Raw genomic sequence first — 15,917 nt, forward strand, 5'->3', positions numbered from 1 at the left:
GTTTTTTTATTTCATCTCAAATACAAAGGAGAGCTAGCATGACCAGAAAGACGAAGAGAACCATATGGATTTCTCTTGCCGCCTTCGTGTTAATTATTGGAGGAGCAGCGGCATATTATTTCGGTTCTATTCTCAATCAGTTGGACGGTTTGGCAAAGGACGGCGACGATTCACCCTTCGCAGGCATCGAAAATGTGGAGAAAGTAAATACGCCTGACCCACCCAAATGGGAAGGCACAGAAACGGTAAATATTCTCGTTATGGGTGTCGATGCACGTGGATTGAAAAAAGGTGAAGTTCCTCGCTCCGACAGCATGATGGTTGTATCGCTCGATCCACTGACCAAAAAAATCAATCTGTTCTCCATTCTGCGCGACACTTACGTCAATATTGACGGATATGGCAAGGAGCGGATCAACACCGCTATCACCCACGGTCCTAACGCAGCGATGCAAGCTGCCGGCGACCTACTCGGCATTCCTGTACAGTATTATGTGTATACGGATTTCCAGGGATTCATCAAATTGGTGGATGCCGTTGGCGGTGTTGATTTTGATGTGGAGAAAGACATGCACTATACAAGTAAAGCAGACAACAACGAATACGATATTGATCTCAAAAAAGGGTATCAGCATCTGGATGGCGAGACAGCGCTCATGTACGTTCGTTTCCGCCATGATGCCATGTCGGATTTCGCTCGTTCCGAGCGTCAGCGTGAATTGCTGAAAGCTGTAACAGCGAAAATGCAGTCAACAACTACCATTGCCAAACTGCCTGCCATTCTGGAACAGGTTAATCCTTACGTAGATACAAATCTGACACTCTCCGACATGTGGAAGCTGGGTGGACTGGGATACCAGAGCAGCATGAACGGCAGTGAGCAGATTCCGCCAATGAACCTGCTGAAAGAAGAACGTACAGCAGGCGGTGCGCAAGTATTGACGGTTACCAATGAAGAGAAATTGAAGCAGCATATTCAGGATATTATTCACCCGCCTGCTACAACGGATGATAGTACAACCAGCACCGAAGATAAAACAGCCAGTGGTGACGATCAGAAGTCAGAGCAACCGGCTCAGTAATCTAAACATGCAGAGGGCAGCCATTACGCTGCCCTCTCGTTGTGCCCGGCTATACTATTATGAGAAAATCATCATATCTTTCTCTGGCTTGTTTCTTTATCATATTTTGCATTATGAAAGGAAGTTATCTTATGAATACATCACGTTCCCGTTCCGAACTTCTATACGCAGAAGCACTTGAACATATTGTAGGAGGTGTTAACAGCCCTTCACGCTCATTCAAAGCCGTTGGTGGTGGTTCACCTGTATTTATGAAAAAAGCCCAAGGGGCCCACTTCTGGGATGTCGATGACAACCGTTATATTGATTATCTGGCCGCTTACGGTCCAATTGTTACAGGACATGCCCACCCGCATATTACACAGGCCATTACGGAAGCAGCGGCAAATGGCGTGCTATACGGTACCCCGACTGAACTTGAGATCAAGCTCGCCAAAATGCTGAAGGAAGCCATTCCTTCCATGGATAAAGTGCGTTTTGTAAACTCCGGTACGGAGGCGGTCATGACCACGATTCGGGTCGCTCGTGCCTACACCAAACGCAACAAGATCGTAAAATTCGCCGGATGTTACCATGGTCACTCCGATCTGGTGCTTGTCGCTGCCGGTTCAGGCCCGTCTACGCTCGGAATTCCTGACAGTGCGGGAGTTCCAGCCAGTATTGCTCAAGAAGTCATTACTGTGCCCTACAATGATCTGGAAGCCCTGAAGGATGCTTTGGAGCGCTGGGGTGATGATGTTGCCGCGGTCATGGTTGAACCGATCGTTGGTAACTTCGGTATGGTTATGCCGGAACCTGGCTTCCTGGAAGGTCTCTGTGCCATGACACGGGCCAACGGCTCACTGGTTATCTATGACGAGGTCATTACGGCTTTCCGTTTCCATTACGGTTCTACTCAGACGTATGCCGGACTCGATAACCATGCGGAGATTGAACCGGATCTGACGGCTCTTGGTAAAATTATTGGTGGCGGCCTGCCAATCGGTGCTTACGGTGGACGCAAACATGTTATGGAGCAGGTTGCTCCGCTTGGGCCGGCTTATCAGGCGGGAACGATGGCTGGTAACCCTGCATCCATCTCGGCTGGTATCGCATGTCTGGAGGTCCTGCAAGGCGCGGGTGTATACGAAGAGATGGAACGTCTTGCTATCGACCTGACAGCAGGTCTGCAAGCTTCTGCTGACCGTCATGGGATTGCACTGACGATCAACCGGATTCGCGGTGCGTTCTCCACCCATTTCTGTGACCATCCGGTTACGAATTATGATCATGCTCAAGACACGGATGGAGAGCTCTTCGCTTCCTTCTTCCGTCACATGCTGAACCGTGGCATTAACCTGGCTCCATCCAAATATGAGGCCTGGTTCCTGACCACGGCTCATACAGACGAGGATGTTCAGGCTACATTGGAAGCCGCAGAAGCTTCCTTCAAAGCGATGGCTCAGGAATAAATCAGATTATTTCCATCTACCATGTAGCGTACAAGCTGCATCGTTGATAGATAGCAACTCAAGGAAAAGGCGTCCAACAAGTGATCAACTTGTGTGGACGCCTTTTGTTATTTACGGACAACACTCCGAGTCTTCACGTTATTTCTGCCTGATCTGAAGTATCAAAATTTCCTCGCGGATCACCTGCATCCCTTCCTCGATTCGCTGCTTCGGCACATTGGAGATGTTCAAGCGCAGCATCTGATCCTGATGCGCCTGATATGTTCCCTCCGGATAATACCGTTCTGTCGTATCAACGATGACTCCGCGCTTTTGAAGCCGGGACAGTAGAACACGAAGCGGCATATCACCCGCCAAGGGCAATACGGTATGCTCCCCTCCTGTTCGAGGAGCTTCCATAAATGGAGCAAAGTCTGGATATGAGTCCAGTTGCTCATGCACCGTGTGCATCCGGGCAGCATAGCGGTTACGAATCACTTTCCTGTGATGAGCAAACATTCCGCTGTGGACATAGATCTCCAGAGCAGCTTGAGACAGAACAGAAGTGTCGATATCGAGCATTTTTTTGTAAGCCCCAAAAGATTGAATTAGTGGTGAGGGCAGAACAGCTACACCAATGCGCAGACCTGGAAACAAAATTTTGGAGTAACTCTTCAGATAGATGACCCTGCCTTCGGTATCATAGGACCATAGCGGGTCCTGTTTCGTATTGTCCTCTAGATCAGCCAGATAATCGTCCTCCACCAGATAGACATCGTACCGCTGTGCAAGCCGGATCAGTCTCTTCTTGTCAGCAACAGTCAAAGATGTGCCAATCGGATTGTGAAAGCGCGGCATGACATAGAAAAACTTGATATCTTCCTCAGCGAACTGACGTTCAAGTGATGCCCAATCCAGCCCGTCCAGGGCACGTCTCACACCGGCAATCGGCACATTTAATCCACTCAGTAGCGAGGGCATATTATGATAGGTCGGTAGTTCAAGCAGTACTTTTCTCTTTCCATTGGGGAGAGGCATCAATGCAAGTACAGCCAGTGCCTGTTGCACACCTGACGTGATAAAGAACTGCTCTGTTCTCGCAAACACCTGATAATCCGCAAACTGCTTCTGCAACAACAGAATAAGCGAAGGTAATCCCTGATCCGTGCCATACATGAATAACTCTGCCTGCTTCTTCTCCATCGCCTGATCCACACAGTGACGAAAGTCTGCATAAGGGAACACCCTTGGATCGGGTGCAGCTGAAGCAAAGTCCAACGCTCCCTGCCAGTCCATGTCCTGAGCACCTATCCCGTTCTGTACGGCATAATAACCGGATTGAGGTATGGCATACACCAAATGCCGCTGTTCAAGCCACTCATATGCACGAATAGCCGTGCTTACACTGCATTGATATTGTTCTGCTACTACTCGAACGGCTGGCAGTCGAATACCCTTATCTGCCCACTGGCGACGATCCTGCTGCTGCATCTGTTCCTGAATCCATTGCTGTAACGCTTCGGCAATCACTTCGTATTTTCTCAATGCACCCATCCCTCTCCAACAACTGTACCGATACAGTTTAACCTTTTATCTATTGTAGCACGATGCACCTGGCAGTATATTGAATAAGGCCAGCACATGCCTCGAACCTGACATAATTCAGGATAATGAAAGATAAAAAGCTATGACTACTGTATTGGAGGAGAATTCATGAACACAACACACACTCGGGGATACGCTTATATCGCAGCTATATTGTACGCAGCTATTATCGGTCTATCTTTTTTATTTGTTAAAATGACCGTCACGGTTGCACATCCAATCGATGTGCTTGCCCACCGATTCGCCCTGTCGTTGATCGTTGTCAGCATTCCTGTCATTTTTGGCTGGATCAAAATCCGACTGAGCCTTCGTGATCTGTGGCGAATCATTCCACTGGGGCTTTTATCTCCCGTCTTATTTTTTGCCTTTCAAGCCTTTGGACTTGTCTCTTCCAACTCATCGGAAGCCGGAATTATTCAGGCCATGGCCCCTGTATTCACACTCGTTCTCGCTTCAGTTTTCCTGAAGGAACGTACATCCACGATGCAGAAGCTATTCCTGCTTCTATCTGTTGCTGGAGTGGTCTTTATTTTCATGATGCAAGGAAGCGGCGTATCTATGAGTAACCTGAAGGGTATTGCATTATTGCTACTCTCCACGGTCTGTTTTGCAGGATATGGTGTGCTTGCAAGACCATTAACCCAGAAGTATAAACCAATGGAATTAACCTGGGTCACACTGATGGTTGGCTGTATTGTATTTAACGCCGCTTCCCTGATCCGACATGCGTCCAACGGCTCCATGATGGACTATATCAAACCGCTTGGAGATACATCCTATCTGGGTGCACTCGCTTATCTGGCAATTCTCTCCACCATGATCTCTACCCTGCTTGCGAGCTATGCCCTTACTCATCTGGAGGCTTCGCAAATGAGTGTATTCAGCAATCTGTCCACGCTCATCTCCATCGTAGGAGGTGCATGGATATTGCATGAACCTGTTAGTGGCTATCATTTTATCGGAGCATTACTGATCATCGCCGGTGTTCTTGGTACCAATATGAGCGGTCGCAAACACAGGCTGGTCAGTGGGGTCAAAGCATGATATAATTCTGGAAATTGTAAACATTTGTTATCCGCGATGATGAAGAGAAGTACGTATGTCAGGATGCTACAGAGAGCCGGCGGGTGGTGGAAGTCGGTGCATCGGATATGTGGAAATGGGCTTCGGAGTTCCGAGTTGAACAGAGTCTGTATGCGTTATTAGGAATACACACTTTCAGTAGGCGAGGCGGCATGTCCAGCCGTTATCCATGGACAGGATATCGATAGGCATGTGCGCTCATAAACGGGCTCCTGGTAGATGCCTCATCCGTATCCCTCAAGTGGGCCGCAACAGAGCGGCCAATGAAGGTGGCACCGCGAGGCACAAGCTTCGTCCTTTATTCTGTTCCGTATCCGGGAATGGAATAAAGGACGAAGCTTTTTTGATTTTTTTGCAGGCTGAAAGGAGGTGATGGTCGTGGAAGACGGCTGGTGGCGACAGCTCAACGTTGAAAAATTACAAAACCAAAGGAGAATAAACCATGAACAAAAACAAGGATATTATTTTGACAGGAGATCGGACTACCGGACAACTTCATCTCGGCCATTACGTAGGCAGCCTGCGCAGTCGGGTGCAATTGCAGGAAGAGTACAAAACCTATATTTTACTGGCAGATGTTCAGGCACTCACCACCCACTATGATCAACCTGGCCTGATTGCAGATAGTGTTCATCAAGTCACGCTTGATTACCTCGCCGTAGGCATTGATCCGAACAAAGCTACCCTGTTCATTCAATCCATGATTCCGGAAATTGCGGAATTGACTGTGATCTTCTCCATGTTTGTTACCGTCAATACACTCCGACATAATCCGACCATCAAGAGCGAAGCACGTGATCGCGGGTATACCGACCTGTACTACGGATTTCTTGGATATCCGGTCAGTCAGGCTGCTGATATTGCATTCTGTAAAGCTACCCTTGTTCCGGCAGGGGAAGATCAGATTCCTCACATTGAGACAGCACGAAAATTGGTTCGCCGGTTCAACGAGTTATATGCTCCCATTCTCCCCGAACCCCGCATTTTGATCGGAGAGCGGCTTAGAGGGCTGGATGGCGTTGGTAAGATGAGCAAAAGCATGGGGAATGCGATCTCATTAAATGCAAGTCCTGAGGATGTAAAAGCAAAATTGATCAAGGCCAAGACTGATCCAGCCCGCATCCATCATTCTGATCCAGGGCACCCGGATATCTGCCCTGTTTTTGCCTATCATCAGCTTTTCCGCAAGGAGAACGCAGACGAAATACATGCCAGTTGCAGTCAGGGCCGGATTGGATGCAAAGATTGTAAACAGATCGCAGGTGAAGCCATCAATGATCTGCTTGCTCCTTTTCGCGAACGACGGAATTATTATGAACAACGTGATGATCAGGTGAAAGAGATTCTTATCGAGGGTACCCGTGAGGCCAGGAAAGCGGCCCGGGAAACGATGTTAGAGGTAAGAGAAGCCATGGGTATTCGTTATTTCGACTGACGGTATGAAGCGCTCCAATCACGTTAACACTGCTGAGGACAGTCTATTGGGAAAAGGAGACCCCTCAGCATGAAACGAACACAGCCTTCTTTTTTACAAGCTATGATGTTGATCATGTTGTCCGTTGGCTTGATCAGCCATGTTCTGATTATTCCTGCCCTTTTGGCTGCGGCCAAAAGGGATTCTTGGATTTCCGTCCTGCTATCAGCCGGACCATTTTTGATATTTACGCTAATGCTCGCATATGTCTCTCGTTTCCTCAAGCATCAAACTCTGCATGAATGGTTAACATCCCGTCTCGGCAAGCCCATTGGCATGTTATTTCGAGTTGGTAACAGTCTCTTTTTTCTGAGCGCAATCTATTTCACCCTGCACGAAACCACGACTTGGGCCAAAACAAATTACCTGACAGAAACGCCAATATTGGTAACTAGTATTGCTCTGATGACTCTCTGTGCCTATGGGGCATATAAAGGCATCCGCTCACTGGCATTTACGGCAGGATTGATCCTTCCACTGGTGGTACTGCTGGGCTTCTATGTTGCCATTGTGAACACTCAATACAAGGATTACAGTCGTCTCCTGCCTGTATTAGAACATGGCTGGCATCCAGTGCTGAATGGCATGATTTACAGTCTTGCAGGCATGTTTGAACTGCTGTTCATCTGGTATATCCAGCCTCACCTCACCAAACGTATACGTGTATGGCAGTATCTGATGCTCGCACTCGTTCTTGTGGGACTAACAGTCGGCCCACTCATCGGGGCGATTGTGGAATTTGATCCTTTTGAAGCTGCCAAAATGCGATATCCCGCCTTTGAAGAATGGCGAATCGCCTCCTTGGGCAAATACATCGCCCAGACCGACTTCTTTTCCATCTACCAGTGGCTCGCAGGCTCGTTCACCCGGATTAGTCTCGCCATGTATATTGTAGTAGAAATATGGAATATTAAGAGCTCTACCAGAAGGCTTATCAGTTGTATCTCGTTAGGTGTCTTCTTTATTCTAACCATGTTGTATCCTCTGGATGATATGACCTTCGAAAAGCTTCTGGTCGAATACATATTTCCGTTCAATCTCGTATATCTGAGCGGACTTGCGATTATCGCGACGACGGTTGCCTTTATCCATTCACGCCATCAGAGGAGGAAACATCATGGAGCATCAAGCGATTGACACCACGTCCCATGAAACACTGCTTGCCTCTTTGAAAGAGCAGTTCAATCCATGTGCAGATGTCGTTATTCAGACCTTTCCTGTTAAAGATGAATCTGATCAGCCCGTAATTCTGCTTTATTGCGACGGTCTCGTCGACGGTAAACAAATTAACCAATTTATTATTCCACGTCTGGAACAGCACTCCCTGATCATTGAGGAATCACATCCTAAAGAACTGGGATTAACATTGAATCCGTTGGATGACCTCACAGATACTAACAAGCTTAATATGTTGATATTTAGTGGACAACTACTGATCATTTTTGGTAATGGTGTGCAGTCCTGCAGTGTGGATATTGCTGATATCCCGGGACGCAGTCCAGAAGAATCAGCCATTGAAACATCAGTTAAAGGCCCGCGCGATGGATTCACCGAAGAACTCACTACCAACGTGGCCCTTATACGCAAACGAATGAAAACATCTTCGATGTGTTATGAGAAATATGTCAAAGGCGGTCGTACCCAGACGGCCATTGGACTTCTATATGTAAAAGATATTATCAATCCAGACATTCTGAAAGAAGCTCGGCACAATCTGGATCAGATTGAGATTGACGGCATCCTGGGCACCTCAATCATGGAACGAGCTGTCATGGGAGGGATTCGGAGTATCTTTCCACTTACAGATAATACCGAGCGTCCTGATTTTGTCGTTGATTCCCTGTTAAACGGTCGTTTTGCCGTTTTGATCGAAGGTTCTCCTGTAGCGGTCATCGCACCAACTACACTTTTCAATCAGTTGAAATCTCCGGAGGACGAAAGTACACCCTTTTTCATCGTTACTTTCGAACGAATTTTGCGTATATCCGGACTGCTGATCGCCTGTTTCTTCCCAGGATTTTATATTGGCCTGACCAGCTTCAATGTGGAACAGATTCCCCTGCCTCTTCTGGCAACGATTGCTGGGACTCGAATGGGCCTGCCCATGCCGGTGACACTGGAAGCGTTCCTAATGATTTTTATGTTCGAGCTATTCAACGAAGCTGGGCGTAGGTTGCCACGTGCGTTGGGGCAAACGGTCAGCGTTGTTGGCGGGCTTATTATTGGGGATGCTGCCATTAGAGCCGGGATTACGTCCCCTACCATTATTGTCACGGTAGCGATCTCGGTCATCTCTAGCTATATTCTCGTGAATACTGTGTTAAGCGGGGCTACTGCCCATGTTCGGATCGGGATGTTACTCATCTCTTCCATTCTTGGATTATTCGGTTTTATGATCGGACTATTAGCCTTGTTGGTGCACCTCGTATCGTTGGAGTGTTATGGCGTATCCTATCTGTCACCTGTATCTCCCTACATTCCCGGAGACTTCACTCAGGCCGTATCCATGCCACCTTCCATGAAAAGAACCAAGCGCCCAGAAGCACTTCATACACAGGATTCTACCCGCCGGAGGAAACGTCCGTGAAACGATGGGTATCCATAAGTGGCCTTCTTATAAGCTGCTTGATCCTGCTAACGGGGTGCTGGGATTCCAAAGAGGTGCAAAGTATAAACTTCATTACGGCGATAGGAATTGACTATGTAGACAACCAGTATATTGCTTATGCCCAACTGATTGACTTCTCCAGTATTGCAAAACAGGAAACACCAACTTCCCGGGAGACAAGGGATATCTGGACTGGACGGGGCGAGGGTACAACACTGAACATGGCTATTAACGACTTGTATGAAACGTCACAGCAGCTAACGCTCTGGACTCATGTTAAAGCTATTGTTTTATCCAAAAGAGTCTTGGTTGGTCGACTGGAGGATATCTTTAATACACTTCTTCATTCAGGCCAATTGAGATATACACCCTGGATCTACGCTACAGAGCATAACATTCCGGATGTACTCTCTCCCTCTGCATTGTTGAACCAATCCGCCCAGACCATTGAATTATTTGAGCCTATGAGACTATACAAACAGCATTCTGGTTACGAACCTATCCGGCTCCATCAGCTTCTCGATGGATTACGGGAACCCGCTTCTGTCGTTCTTTTACCCTCGGTGTCAACGAGGAACGAGACCTGGTTCAACGGCGATAAAACGCCTCCCCTTGTTAGAATGGATGGATTTTATGTGATATCCAAAGGCACAAGTCAGGGTAGAGTTGCAGGAGCAGACGCAGATGGTACACGATACGTAAATTATGAGCGGGTACATCAGTACCCACTATATGTATATGGGAATGGTGGAAAAACTCCTGATTTAACCTTGTTGCTTCATCATCCCAAGACAAAAATCAAGGCGAAGAAGCAAGGTGATGGCATCACATTTGATCTGGTTACCACGGTCAAAAGCGCCATCACCGAAGATCATGGGGCTCCTCGGTCTCCAGATGCCATGGAACAAGAAGCCGAGAAACAGATCGAATCCCAAATCCGAGATACGTTTGAAAAAACCAAGGAACGCAAGATCGATTCATACGGTCTTGTGGAACACTTATATCGCCACAACCTTCCCTTATGGAAACAGGAAGTCTATAACCGGGCGGATCCACTCCAACGTTTTAAGCTTGGAAAAGTGGAGGTTCACGTGGATATCCTGAATGCGAGCACGTATAAATACAGTGAATAAATGAAGAAATAGAAGCCCCGTACCTGCATTGAATGCAAGGTTACGGGGCTTCTTACCATCTCCAGCCATGCTGTCGATTGGGGAAGTTATCCTAATGGATACGCCATGACACTCATCAAAGCCAATTCAGGCTGGGTCGTGTCCAAACGACTGTACTGGACGATAACAGGGATATTGCTCGAAACCGTAATCGCATAAGGCACGCCCGGTGGAATAGACTGCTCCCCGGATCGTAGCGATGCAGTGCGAATGTGCTTCGTCCTTCTCGCTGGCACTTCGGCGACCATACCTTCGAGTGGTTCTCTGTCTTCAAAGTAAATCGTGATGTGCAGCTCCGCATCCGTGGCACTGGTGTTCAGTACACAGATGCTCTCATGACTCTCCAATGTGCCCCGGCTCTCCGGGGGAATGTAACCATCCGGAATGACCCAGTAGGTGTGACCTGTAGCTGCTGAAACATTCTTACTTGCAGATGTGCCTGATTCTGTCTGGTCAGGTGTCATTGATATACATCCTCCTTTTTTTTGCGAGTGCAATATAGGTTAAAAATGCGTGGGCTCGCGGGGCAGTCGCTTCGAAGGGCGGATCGGGCTGTGGGCCGCTGTTGGCTCGGTGTTTTCTATTCATTCCCCCTCAGCAGGGGAAATCCCGCTCCAAAGGCGGACGCTTCGCTCCCTCTACCCGATTCCGCCCTCCTCCGCTGCTACGCTCGCTGTTTTTTAAAAGATTATTGCCTTCGCTCTTTCGCTGGGCAACTTTTGCTGGCTCGTTACTTCGTTTAACTCGCTTCGCTTAAATACAGACGCACAGGACTTAAAATCCTGCGGGAACTTATCTACTAGAACAGTAAAAACAAGTCCTCTACAACTGCTACGATTACTCACCTACCGCAGATACATCTGCAACGGTTGCAATTGCAACTCGCGGATGGCTTCTGCTACCTGCTGGGCAAGGCGACGGGCGCCTCGTTCCTGAAAATGCGTGTTATCCTCCACGCCTGATGGGAAGTTCACATACTCGCCTGGCAGTACCCACATAAAGTCTTCCTTAGTGCCTTCAACACCCGCTTGCTCGAACAGAAGACGGCTGCGCTCAGCCAGATCGATCAGCGGAACATCTTCCTCTTCCGCCAGCTCACGCACGGCGATGATATAATCGCCGTGCGTATCGGTCAATGTGCCATCATCCGCAAAATAGCGACGATGCACCGGGGTGATGAGCACCGGACGAGCCTTGGCTTCGCGTGCAGCATCGATATACTTTTTCAAATATTCCTTATATGTTGTGAATGGGTCCGTCCCACGTTCAGGGTCCGGCTTCTCATCGTTATGTCCAAATTGAATAAACAGAAAATCTTCAGGCTTGATTCGCTCCAGAATGGCGCTTAATCTGCCTTCATTAATAAAGCTGCGGGAACTGCGACCTGACTGGGCGTGATTATCCACTGCCACATCATGTTTGAACTGTGCAGGCAACAGCTGGCCCCAACCACAATATGGATATCCACTTTCCGGCTGATCCGTTACGGTAGAATCCCCGGCAAGAAATACGGTCATGGTCTGATTCGCAAGAGTAATCTCCAAAGCATTAATTCTCGGTGCAGGACCGGAGAATGACAGACGAAGTCTGCCGCCGCGAACAACAACCGAGAACCTAACCTCTGCGTATTGTCCGGGAAGTGTGCGAATGGTTGGCAGTACAAGCCTGCCTTCACCAGCTTTCACGCGGGTCACTGTCTCAGCCAATTCATCCCCTGCAACAAGTAATACTTGGTAGGTTCCATCGGGAACATCCACGATGAACGATGCTTTGAGCGGAATACAGAAACCTGAACGCAATCGGGCAGACATGGTTGTCTGCCCCGGATTGTTATGATGTTGTTTCGAGGGATCCGACACATCGTAATCACGAATGCGTTGTTTCTCATACACCAGGGATCCTGCCTCGAATCCGTACCCTCCGCGTTCCTCATATGCGGTTGTTGCAGTTACTTTCAGATAATCCCCTGTCTCATCTGCTCTTCCCGAGTCCGGTCCAAAGTTAAACTTCCAGCTGGTCACGGACACTGCCTGGCCCTCTGCCGCTGCCTCCATGGCAACGGCCTGACTACCCTGAGCTTTATTCAAAAGCGATAACCTCCTTGGTTAACTTTCGTAAACGTTCATTCGGGCGAAGATACGAAGATACAGTAATCTGGCTTATCCTTTTAATCCGCTGGTGCTCATCCCTTGAACAATTTGTTTCTGGAAGATGAAGAACACAGCTACAACCGGAACCAGACTGACGATGGACATCGCGAACATTGCGCCCCAGTTGGAAGCAGATTCGCTATCGAGGAACATTTTCAGCGCCATCGACACGGTGTATTTATCAGGCGAGTTCAGGTACAATACCGGACCGAGCAGATCCTCCCATCTCCAGTAGAAGGAGAAGATGGCTGCAGTCGCCAGAGAAGACTTGATCAGCGGCATAATAATCTGGATATACAGTCTGAATTTGTTACATCCATCGATGGTTGCAGCCTCATCCAGCTCCTTTGGAATCGTTCGAATGAACTGTACCATCAGGAAGATGAAAAACGGCATTCCGAAGAATGTAGGTACAACGATTGGCAAGATAGTGTTTAGCCAGCCGAGCTTCGTGAAAATGATGTACTGAGGAACCAATACCACGTCATGTGGCAGCATCAGCGTTAACATCATCAAGGAGAACCAGAATGTACGTCCCTTGAAGTTAAGTCTGGCAAAACCAAAAGCGATCAGCGATGATGATATTACGGCACCGATCGTGGAAATAACCACGATTACAAGTGAGTTGGTGATGTAATCCATAAACGGTCTTCCCGCTGTGCCTTTCCAGCCATCCACATAGTTGCTCCAGATCCACTCCGCAGGAAACAGGGTATCCGCTGTGACGAAAATCGTACGGCTTTCCTTGAATGAACTGAATAACATCCATAGGACGGGATAGAGCATCAGGAGGGCAAGAGCTGCAACGAACAGGTGATAAATGGGCCATTTCACATTTCTCCAAACCATCGTTACTTCCCTCCTTCAGATTCGTAGAACACCCAGTACTTGGATGTCAGAAACACAGCTACCGTGAGTATACCGATCATGATGAGCATGATCCAGGCCATTGCCGAAGCATAACCCATGTTGTTAAACATAAACGCCTGACGGAACAGATACAGGGAGTACAACATCGTACCGTCCATTGGACCACCTTCGCCTTTGGAGATAATATAGGCAGGTACAAACGTCATGAATGCTCCAATCGTCTGCATAATCATATTGAACAGGACGATCGGGCTAAGCAGTGGCAAGGTGATGCTGAAAAATTTCCGTATAGGATTCGCGCCATCCACACCTGCTGCCTCGTACATCTCAGTAGGGATATTTTTGAGACCAGCCAAGAAGATCAACATGGACGAACCAAACTGCCACACAGACAGTGAGATGAGCATAACCAGGGACGCATTCGGGTCACCAAACCAGCTTATAGGCCCGATCCCGATTGCCGTTAGAGCACTGTTGATAACACCCTCATTACTGAAGAGGTTACGCCACATAATGGATACGGCCACACTACCACCGATAATGGATGGCAGGTAATACAGCGTTCGGTACGTTCCAATCATACGAGAGCCAGTGTTTAGGACCATCGCTACGAAGAGGGCAAAGATCAACCTTAACGGTACCCCAATGAATACATACAGAAACGTTACTTTGACCGAGTTCCAATATTTCGGGTCATCAAAAAACATTTTGGTGTAGTTATCAAGCCCAATCCACCGCGGAGAAGTGAATAAGTTATAACTCGTGAACGACATATATAAGGACACAAACATGGGGATGAGTGTGAAGCCCAGGAAACCAATAATAAACGGGCTTATGAACGCATATCCAGTTAAGTTTCTACGTAACGACGAATACTGCCTCAATGGAACGAACCTCCTTCATGGATCAGCTTGCTCCCTCATCCTGGCTTCGGTCATCTGGACGGGGAAAGGCCCTCGCATTTGCGAGTAGCCCCATTCCCGACCATCCCTGAAGTGGGACGAGCAAGCCATCATTCAACTGTTATTTATTGTTCGCAAGTACAGATTCGGCGTTCTTGCGGAATGTCTCTGCTGCTTGTTCAGGTGTGATTTTGCCAAAGTTCAATTCTTCAACCACATCTGCTAGGGAAGAGATTACTTCAGGTGAACCAACCGGTGGCGGAGAACTCATTGGTGAAGCCTTAGGCTCCATGGCTGCTACGAATTCAAAGACCTGTTTTGTTGCGTCACTCAGCTCAGGTGCGATAGCTTCTTTGATTGCTCCTGAAATTGGCACACCGCGCTCACCTTTGATCAGTTTGTTGGCTTCCACGTCATTCACCCAGAAATCAATGAATTTAGCCGCTTCTTCCTTCACTTTGGAGTTGGACGTCACACCCCAGTACATACTTGGCTGCATATATAGTCCTTTTTCCATATCTGGTCCTGGCATTGGAGAGATTTCGAGTTGACGGTTCGCTACCTGTTGTAAGGCTACGAACTGGTTGGACCATTGCCACACGCCAATTCCTTTTTCCTTCACGAGATCCGATTCCTCAATAATGCCTTTGGTTTGGTTGGCTACATCCGGCGTAGGTGCTGCACCTTGCTCGATCATGCGGCGCATAAGTCCGAAGAACTCCACAAACAATTGATCATCATCATAACCAAGACCTGTTCCTTCCGCATTGTAAAGCGACAATCCTTTGGTACGCAGGAAGTAGTGGAAGAAAATATCCGGAGCTATCCCTCCATCCAAATACAGACCTTTATCTGCGGTTTGTTTACCCAGTGCTTCGTACGATTCCCAAGTCATATTGTCAGGGATTGCATCCACGCCTGCTTTTTTAAGCAATGCCGGATCATATTGGAAGCCCAGAACGTTAACACCGGCAGGTACACCGTATTGTTTACCGTTAATTACACCTGTGCTGATAACATTCTCGGACACATCGTCCACTTTGATCTGGTTGCCCAGATAAGGCGCTAGATCCTCAAGCTGACCATTCTGTGCATATTGGCTGATGTAGGAAATATCCATCTGAACGATGTCAGGCAACTGATTTGCCGCTGCTTGTGGTGCGAGCTTTTTCCAGTAGTCATCAAATGAAGCATATTCCACGTCGATTTTGACATTCGGGTTTTTCGATTTGTACAGGTCGATGACCTTCTGTGTATATTCATGCCTTGCATCCGAGCCCCACCAAGCGATCCGCAGGGTAACTGAGTCATCTCCAGATGCTCCTTCAGTTCCTCCACCTGAGCTACATGCCGCTGTAAACACGAGCAAAGCAGCCATCATCAGGAATATTGCCTTTTTCACCATGCCAATCTCCCCTTTTATGTTGATATGGTTGTATGAAAGAGTTATCTTCTCGTTTCTGATAACGCTTTCACAAACTTGTTAATGTCATTTTCGCAAATGTACGACCATAGTTGAATACACAAAACCGTCTTGTTGG

Annotated in this window: 13 protein-coding genes and 1 other annotated feature; of the genes, 7 read left to right on the forward strand and 6 right to left on the reverse strand. The window is 47.9% G+C overall.

What is annotated here, in order from left to right; translation table 11 throughout:
- Positions 1-38 precede the first annotated feature (38 nt).
- Together CXK86_RS30960 and CXK86_RS30965 are read left to right on the forward strand one after the other, a co-directional pair.
- Positions 39-1,082 carry an LCP family protein gene (locus CXK86_RS30960; protein ID WP_047841428.1) on the forward strand — a complete coding sequence of 348 codons (1,044 nt, stop codon included), beginning with the start codon at positions 39-41 and terminating at the stop codon, positions 1,080-1,082.
- 131 nt (positions 1,083-1,213) lie between these two features.
- Entirely contained in the window at positions 1,214-2,533 is a 1,320-nt protein-coding gene (locus CXK86_RS30965; protein WP_101315093.1) for a glutamate-1-semialdehyde 2,1-aminomutase, read from the forward strand.
- A 138-nt stretch (positions 2,534-2,671) separates the two neighbouring features.
- Here the strand turns inward: CXK86_RS30965 and CXK86_RS30970 are convergent, their stop codons facing one another.
- The gene (locus CXK86_RS30970; RefSeq protein WP_101315094.1) at positions 2,672-4,066 is read right to left on the reverse strand and encodes an aminotransferase-like domain-containing protein; all 1,395 of its coding nucleotides are present in this window, start codon (positions 4,064-4,066) and stop codon (positions 2,672-2,674) included.
- A 159-nt stretch (positions 4,067-4,225) separates the two neighbouring features.
- Here CXK86_RS30970 and CXK86_RS30975 point away from each other — a divergent pair, with 159 nt between their 5' ends.
- The 5 genes from CXK86_RS30975 to CXK86_RS30995 all read left to right on the forward strand — a co-directional run bounded on the left by CXK86_RS30975 (position 4,226) and on the right by CXK86_RS30995 (position 10,415).
- Positions 4,226-5,161: a DMT family transporter gene (locus CXK86_RS30975; protein WP_101315095.1), complete on the forward strand. Its 936-nt coding sequence runs from the start codon at positions 4,226-4,228 to the stop codon at positions 5,159-5,161.
- Between the two features lie 27 nt (positions 5,162-5,188).
- Positions 5,189-5,502, forward strand: a binding site (T-box leader).
- Positions 5,503-5,642: 140 nt separating this feature from the next.
- Positions 5,643-6,635, forward strand: coding sequence for a tryptophan--tRNA ligase (trpS, locus tag CXK86_RS30980; protein WP_101315096.1), 993 nt, complete (start codon positions 5,643-5,645; stop codon positions 6,633-6,635).
- Positions 6,636-6,704: 69 nt separating this feature from the next.
- Positions 6,705-7,811, forward strand: a complete 1,107-nt coding sequence (locus tag CXK86_RS30985; protein WP_101315097.1) for a GerAB/ArcD/ProY family transporter — start codon at positions 6,705-6,707, stop codon at positions 7,809-7,811.
- Positions 7,792-9,261, forward strand: a complete 1,470-nt coding sequence (locus CXK86_RS30990; protein ID WP_076254884.1) for a spore germination protein — start codon at positions 7,792-7,794, stop codon at positions 9,259-9,261. Before CXK86_RS30985 ends, CXK86_RS30990 begins: the two co-directional genes overlap by 20 nt.
- A complete protein-coding gene (locus tag CXK86_RS30995; RefSeq protein WP_180361907.1) occupies positions 9,258-10,415 on the forward strand; it encodes a Ger(x)C family spore germination protein in 1,158 nt (385 codons plus the stop codon). The genes CXK86_RS30990 and CXK86_RS30995 overlap by 4 nt, the downstream gene beginning before the upstream one ends.
- A gap of 86 nt (positions 10,416-10,501) precedes the next feature.
- Here the strand turns inward: CXK86_RS30995 and CXK86_RS31000 are convergent, their stop codons facing one another.
- From CXK86_RS31000 to CXK86_RS31020, 5 genes are all read right to left on the reverse strand, one after another.
- Complete coding sequence (locus CXK86_RS31000) at positions 10,502-10,918, reverse strand: sensory rhodopsin transducer (RefSeq protein ID WP_036614092.1); 417 nt, start codon at positions 10,916-10,918, stop codon at positions 10,502-10,504.
- A gap of 381 nt (positions 10,919-11,299) precedes the next feature.
- Positions 11,300-12,508 (reverse strand): rhamnogalacturonan acetylesterase, encoded by a 1,209-nt coding sequence (locus CXK86_RS31005; protein WP_101315106.1) that lies wholly within the window; start codon positions 12,506-12,508, stop codon positions 11,300-11,302.
- A gap of 105 nt (positions 12,509-12,613) precedes the next feature.
- Complete coding sequence (locus CXK86_RS31010) at positions 12,614-13,453, reverse strand: carbohydrate ABC transporter permease (protein ID WP_017690747.1); 840 nt, start codon at positions 13,451-13,453, stop codon at positions 12,614-12,616.
- 2 nt (positions 13,454-13,455) lie between these two features.
- Positions 13,456-14,358 (reverse strand): carbohydrate ABC transporter permease, encoded by a 903-nt coding sequence (locus CXK86_RS31015; protein ID WP_047841423.1) that lies wholly within the window; start codon positions 14,356-14,358, stop codon positions 13,456-13,458.
- 139 nt (positions 14,359-14,497) lie between these two features.
- On the reverse strand, positions 14,498-15,781 hold the full coding sequence (locus tag CXK86_RS31020) for an ABC transporter substrate-binding protein (RefSeq protein WP_101315099.1): 1,284 nt from the start codon (positions 15,779-15,781) through the stop codon (positions 14,498-14,500).
- Positions 15,782-15,917 lie beyond the last annotated feature (136 nt).

It is taken from the genome of Paenibacillus sp. BGI2013, assembly GCF_002843485.1.
Taxonomy (GTDB): domain Bacteria; phylum Bacillota; class Bacilli; order Paenibacillales; family Paenibacillaceae; genus Paenibacillus; species Paenibacillus amylolyticus.